The organism is Nocardioides hungaricus (assembly GCF_054782915.1).
The window spans coordinates 1-3,115 of sequence record NZ_BAAGRO010000067.1 but is presented as its reverse complement, the minus strand read 5'-3'; the positions used below and the strand labels follow the sequence as shown (position 1 = coordinate 3,115).

The 3,115-nt window shown below is 67.9% G+C and carries 4 protein-coding genes; all 4 read left to right on the top strand.

Going from position 1 to position 3,115, the window contains the following annotated elements:
* Window positions 1–247: 247 nt before the first annotated feature.
* The 4 genes from ACYVKX_RS23125 to ACYVKX_RS23110 all read left to right on the top strand — a co-directional run bounded on the left by ACYVKX_RS23125 (window position 248) and on the right by ACYVKX_RS23110 (window position 2,890).
* Complete coding sequence (locus ACYVKX_RS23125) at window positions 248–739, top strand: RNA polymerase sigma factor (protein ID WP_460836076.1); 492 nt, start codon at window positions 248–250, stop codon at window positions 737–739.
* Entirely contained in the window at window positions 714–1,250 is a 537-nt protein-coding gene (locus ACYVKX_RS23120) for a hypothetical protein (RefSeq protein ID WP_460836075.1), read from the top strand. The genes ACYVKX_RS23125 and ACYVKX_RS23120 overlap by 26 nt, the downstream gene beginning before the upstream one ends.
* 337 nt (window positions 1,251–1,587) lie before the next feature.
* Window positions 1,588–2,109 carry a SigE family RNA polymerase sigma factor gene (locus ACYVKX_RS23115; RefSeq protein ID WP_460836074.1) on the top strand — a complete coding sequence of 174 codons (522 nt, stop codon included), beginning with the start codon at window positions 1,588–1,590 and terminating at the stop codon, window positions 2,107–2,109.
* Window positions 2,110–2,146: 37 nt separating this feature from the next.
* Complete coding sequence (locus ACYVKX_RS23110; RefSeq protein ID WP_460836073.1) at window positions 2,147–2,890, top strand: hypothetical protein; 744 nt, start codon at window positions 2,147–2,149, stop codon at window positions 2,888–2,890.
* Window positions 2,891–3,115 lie beyond the last annotated feature (225 nt).

Here is a 3,115-nt window from a genome sequence, read left to right as displayed (position 1 = left end):
ACTCCGCCGGGTCCTCGCGCTACTACAAGCGGGTGATCCGGCAGAAGGTCCCGATCTCGATCTTCCGCAGCGACCAGCCCACCCAGGCCCAGTCGATCCCGATCGACGCCAACTGACGCCGCTCGACGGGCGCCAGGGGCGCGCGAGATTCTTGTCGCGCATGTGGTCCGGAAGCGACCGCTGAGTTGTAGATAGAGACATGGGGCAACCTCCTCGTCCGGATGGGCGCGGCAGCTACGAGGAGTTCGTGGCCGCCGCGCTCCCCGAGCTCGCACGCTTCGCGGTCGCACTCGCCGGCAACCCGCACGACGGGAAGGACCTGCTCCAAGACGGCCTCGTCCGGCTCGCGCGCGGCTGGGATCGGGTGGAGGTGAGCGGGGACGTTCGCGCATATACCCGGACGATCCTGGTCCGGCTGAACCTGAACCGGATCAGGGCCCGGGGACGTGAGGCCAACCTCCTCCGGCGGCTGTCGCCGCTCGCCCGCAGCACCTCGGACGATCAGCCGTACGTGGGCCTGGAGCCCTGGCTCGAGGAGGCGCTTCAGACCTTGACACCGCGCCAGCGAACCGCCATCGCGTTGGTTCATCTGTGCGGGATGACGACCGAGGCCGCGGCCGACCTGATGTCGTGCCGCCCCAACACCTTGAAGACGCACTTGGAGCGTGGGATGGCACGCCTACGCGTCGCCGCAGCCACCGAAGGGAACCGCCATGGCGCAGCCGCCGACAGTCGATGACGCGCACGTGGTCGCGAGGTACGTCGACTCGATCGACCTCGGCCGCATGCCGACCGACATCGCAGCACGGACCTGGACCCAGGGCCGTCGGTCGCGGACTCGGCGGCGCGCGGCCGCCGGGGTGGTCGCGGCTGCCGTCCTGGCCCCGGCCGGCTACGCGATGTCGGTCGCAGTCGGAGGCGACGGGTCTGCGGCCCCGGTTGCCGACCCGTCGCCGTCCGGACGGTTCGAGTTCGAGCGCGGGATCGACGCGCATCGGTGTGCGGGCGGAGTCAGCACGGCATTCCGCTATCCGGCCGGAGTGAGCGGCTACCCCTCTGCACTGCTCGCCGTGCGGGCCGAAGAGCCCGACGACGTTCGACTCAGCCGCTACCGCGGACCGGACGGCGCGGTCCTGGTCGACGTGGACGGCGAGACGGTCGTCAGGACCTACCGGGCCGAGAAGCTCGACGGAGGCTGGGAGATCGTCTCGGTCGAGACGTGCATCGAACCGTCCACGTCCGATTCTTAAGCGGGGCACATGCGAGCACATCCAAGCGGAGAGGGCCGACCCGCGCTGGACCTCCTCCATGCCCACGGTGTCGCCGTACGTGCGGAGCTCGGCAAGAATCGGCATGTTGCCACCGGCGCGACGATGGTGCGCTCGGATGGAACCTATCGAGCGCCCGGAGGCTATTAGTACGTGTTGAGAAAGGGTCATGGCCTGCTGCGCGCCGCCCCGGCACGCACCGGATGCGACGCTCGCGACGGCCGACCCCTTCCCTAACACGTACTGAGATAGCGAGAAGACGTCTGGGCGCAGTTGGCGCAGTTGGAGAGGGATTCAGTTGCCGCGGGACCTGGTGCAGGTGGCCGACTTCGAGGAGTTCGTCGCCGCGCGCTGGGACAGCCTCGTGCGTTTCGCCTACCTGCTCACGGGTGAGTCACACGAGGCGCAGGATCTGGTACAAGAGTCGCTTGCGCGCGCATGGTCGAAGTGGCCTCACCTCGATCCCGCCGGCGCCGAGGCATACGTCCGGAGGATCGTGTCGCGTCTGGCGTGGCGTCGAAGCAGGCGGCGAACGATGCTGCTCGCCTCAGACGCGCTGGAGAGCGTTGGCCGGGATACCCATGTCGATGCAGCAGACGTGCTCGTCGGACGCGCGTTCGATGTCGCGCGTGCTCTCGCAGCGCTGCCCCGAGACCAACGCGTCGTCATCGTGCTGAGATATTGGCTCGACCTCGACGAGGCGACCATCGCCCAACAACTGGGCTGCCGGAGGGGGACGGTCAAGAGCCGGGCAAGTCGCGCGTACGCACGGCTTCGCTGCGACCCACTTCTCACCGGTTACCAGATCAACCTCGAACCGAATCAGGCTGACACGCGCTAGCGCGCTGTCGTGGTGAGGCCGAGACCGAGGAGTTGTCATGTCCCATGAAGCAGGGCTGAAGCAGGCGCTGGATGATCTGGCCCAGGCGGCGCCGTCGACGGCGCCGCCGTCCATTGCCACGATGCGACGTCGAGGTGACGCGATGAGGCGCCGCCGGCGATCAGCGGCAGCAGCGGCGGGCGTTCTCGTCGCCTGTGGTGTGCTCGGCGCCGTCCTCCAGGCGGTCGACCGAGGAGACACCGACACGGCCCTCGACGCGTCGCGAGACGTCTCGGAGACCTCTCCTACGCCTGAACCCGCTGAGATTCCCTGCGCCACGAGCGACCGGGCGAAGCAGTGGTGCCCCCTCGGTGAGCTGGGGCAGGCCACGTGGCGCGAGATCTCCGAGGCGTTCTCGGGGAAAGTCGTTCCGCAGAGGGGCGTCGAGTCTGAACTGGGCCAGGGCGCCGAGTTGCCTGCGACCACGCGGGTGCTCACCTTCGAGGGCGTCTTCAAGAGCGATGCGGACTGGCGGCCCTCACCCCGCCTGCGAGTAGCCGTCTACGTCCTGCCGACCGCCGTGGCCACGGAGCCTTCGATCGAGCTCCGGGGAGGATTCTCGGCAGACTTCGAGAACGGCGAGGGACTGGCGACCATCACCCAGTCCGATGGCACCATCATCGACATCCGGTTCTGGGGCGCACAGGATCCTGCGGGCTCCGGGCAGGTGGATCAGCCCACCATCGACATCTTCCGTACCGGGCTCAACCGACTCGCCTACGGGTCCCCCGGGCAGTCCTAGAGCCTGCCGTGATTCCCGAATGTAGGTACGTACGCCGGTTCTCATCTCGAACTCTCGGCAGGGTCTACCGGGCCGAGAAGCTCGCCGGAGGCTGGGAGATCGTCTCGGTCGAGACGTGCATCGAACCGTCCACGTCCGATTCTTGAGACCTACTCGAATCGACGCCGCGGACCAACGAGTGGTACCCGAAGGGCAGGAAGTACTTCTCGTTCACCTTCCAGGCCT

What these genes read in the sequence shown, in the direction of transcription:
- ACYVKX_RS23120 (WP_460836075.1), top strand. Translation starts at nt 714, where the DNA reads ATGGCGCAGCCGCCGACAGTCGATGACGCGCACGTGGTCGCGAGGTAC.
- ACYVKX_RS23110 (WP_460836073.1), top strand. Translation starts at nt 2,147, where the DNA reads ATGTCCCATGAAGCAGGGCTGAAGCAGGCGCTGGATGATCTGGCCCAG.